The organism is Oleiphilus sp. HI0123 (assembly GCF_001635315.1).
Map to the genome: position 1 here is coordinate 1 of NZ_LWGE01001254.1, position 3,033 is coordinate 3,033.

Consider the following 3,033-nt stretch of genomic DNA (forward strand, 5'->3'; position numbering starts at 1 on the left):
AGCTCATCTAACCCGGTGACAGTTGCTGAACTAAAGCGCGCAATGGTCGATGAAGCCCAATCAAACTACAAGGCCTACCCAAAGCTGTTTAAGGCTAAAAAGCCTTCGAAAGAATTTACCTTTGTCTCTAAGTCTGTCTTTGAAGCATCGATGAAAGCAGCTCAAGTGCCGCTGGATATATTGCAAGACGTTCGATCAAAAATCGGCTTTAAAAAACGCAAAAACCGCATGCACAAGAATATAGATACAGCCTTAACCTTGTCGACCACGTTTTCTTTTTATGGTTTTCCCAAATACCGCTTTCATAATGGCAAGCTACTAGCCTTAGCTGAAGAGCTAGGCGAAAAGTCTGACGGAGAGTTCCCTGTCGATGCCAAGCTAATTAACTGGTATCGATATTTTGGTAAAACCCATTTAGCCGGCATTGAAAAATATGCGATAAACGAAGTTGCGAAAAATGCACTGGTTAAGCAGGTGAAGACCAAAGAATTGTCCGTTACTGACTAATAGATAAACTGAGCCTTTAGCCAGCCCCGATTGAACATTCCCTTAGTCTAATCGGGGCTGGCCTTTGTCTACTCGCTCAAGCTTACAGCGTCATAATGTACTGAACCAAATCTGAAACCTCCTCAGTATTCGATGTACACCATGGGTGTGGTGTCGCTGGTAAACCAACCGGGCCAGGTGTCCCCATTTCATCTACACCAAATTCACGACGCATCTTCTGGTAATCCCAGTAGTAGTGGTCGTCATCCCAAGACACTTCACTAAAGTATTTGTGCTTTTCGATAAAGCGGTTGCGCTTGTAACCTCGATCCAACCTGGTAATGTAGTCCGACTTGGGCACCCTGAATACATCGCCTCTGCGATTTAAGTCCGGTGTAGTAATCGGCTGATCGACAGAGCCGGGCGCAGGTCGAACCGGTGCATGCAAGGTGTAATATTGTTGGTACATTTCAGAGTTGCTATCACAACGAGCTGGAGATACCAGATCACTCATATTTCTCACGTGACCGTCAGATAGCAAGCCACGATTCTGCACCCAGTACATATCACGTAAGAATGTCGCGCGAATCGACTCGACCTCTTTTTGGTAAATCGTTGGAGAGAAAAATCTGCCAACTTCATCCAAACGCAACATCTTTTCATTTGTGTTGGCACCGACGCCATCATTGTGGCAGCTGCCGCAATCGCGATCGAAGGTCTCTTTACCTCTTGCTATCGCTGCAGAAACTTTTGGATAGGACTGCCAGCCCTGGCTAATAAACTGTCCTTCTTGCAATGCTGGTATTTCGCGCGTTTTCGTTACCTCTTTATCTGGTTGAGGTATCTTAATACCAAACCAGCCCCGCTTAGGCGGCTGCGGTACCATCTCGGTATAGGTCTCTATGACTGTACCGGTTTCTGTTTGGTCGACAAGTAAACCCTTCTGCTTCAACCAGCGATACATACCAATTTCACGTAGTAAGTCATCGTCCTCATCAAGCTGGGTCATGTACGCGGTTAAGGCTTGTAAAGGCGCTTTTCTCATTGCCCCTTGCGCACCGTCCGGCTCTTCTGCATGCACATAAGAACCTTCAAAACCGACATAGGATTCGGTATGCGACAGAGAACGTCGAATCGACATATAGTTGGTCACATTTGGAATTGCGATCGGTGAAAACTGATAATCATTATCGGTATGGCTGCCCTCTCCTTTGATTCTAACCAAGTTATGCTCACCGGCACCGGCAGGCATATGATAGATCAACATATCTTTGGCAACTTTTTCTTCTTCCGGTGCCCAGTCTGGCCCTGGCTCCTTCTCATAAATGCCCTTGAAGGTTTTTAGCGGCGTCTGTAAAACTGTCCACTTCATGGTCCATTCAGGGTTAGGCAAGCCAGGGAAAACCTTTGTTTCATCTTCGCCATTGACGTTTTGGTAAGTGATTTGATAACCGTGGCACGACGCACAGTTGAAACCGGCAAATTCACCCGGCCCTGTATAAGGGTGATTACCTTCTGCATAGCGATATCCTACCCAACCTGTATCTTTTGTATTGCCTTCAAGCTTGGCAGAACCCAAGGTGAGGAAGCCGGGGATCGGGGTTGGCATTGGGTAAGGATCAAAGTAAACATCATCCATCGCTTCATTCGGCACTTGCCCTCTGACCGTTTTATAGGCGCCAAACAACTCTCTCGGGTCAGCATAGCCTCCTTTAACCGGGTCAAACGAACGATAGTTAAAGATCGCCTTCCAATCCAGGTTTCGTACCGCATGTGCGACACCAATATTGTAGTCGTACGACCAGAATATCTTTCGACCTTCTGTCACCAAATCAGAGAAGTTCGGGTTATTAACATCTATATCAATCGGCGTGCTGGCAACGGCATCACTCAGCTGTGACACAACGTCACATTCATGCTGAAACGTATCGCTGATAATACGAGAGGTCTGTGCATCAATAACGGTATGTGGAGAACCTGGGTGTAGCAAGGACTCATTATAACCCGTTCGTTTTTGTACCTGCACAATCAAGGGACCGCTGCTAGCATGGTCAGGTACCCTGAATACAATACGGTCATCTTGCCAGCTAATAACGTTTTTATCCCATGCATCAACTTGCTGCTCTGTTTCGTAATTAACCTGATCTGACACAGCAAGCTTCTGATCAAACATACGTAAATCAGTTTCAAGAATACGGGTATTACCCAGCATGATTTTGCTAAAATCTATATCCACACCTGCACCGAAGTTTGAGCCGATTAGCGTGACAATATCGCCAGGTACAAGTACCGGGCTTTGAGTCCCCATACGAGTCCAGACAAGCTCATCACCCACCTTTATCATATCTATGAACGGCGTATTCAAGGCCTGAGACGCTGACTCGGCGCGTAAGGCTTCTCTCGCTAAATCACTGGCACAAACTTCTTCTTGGTGAGGAAATTCACCCGGTAAGCCTGAAAGGTCAATCGTAGCATTGGCAATGCTTGCGGATGCGGCCACAAGCACGGTGATGGTTTTCTTAACTAAACCCGGCATGGTTATCCCCT

General features: G+C 46.7%; 2 protein-coding genes. One reads left to right on the top strand and one right to left on the bottom strand.

What is annotated here, in order from left to right:
• Positions 1 to 507 (top strand): acyl-CoA reductase C-terminal domain-containing protein (locus tag A3761_RS14770; RefSeq protein ID WP_304439616.1); only part of this gene is annotated, 507 nt, incomplete at its 5' end.
• Positions 508 to 589: 82 nt separating this feature from the next.
• Here the strand turns inward: A3761_RS14770 and A3761_RS14775 are convergent.
• On the bottom strand, positions 590 to 3,033 hold a 2,444-nt coding region (locus A3761_RS14775), incomplete at its 5' end, for a hypothetical protein (protein ID WP_369808226.1).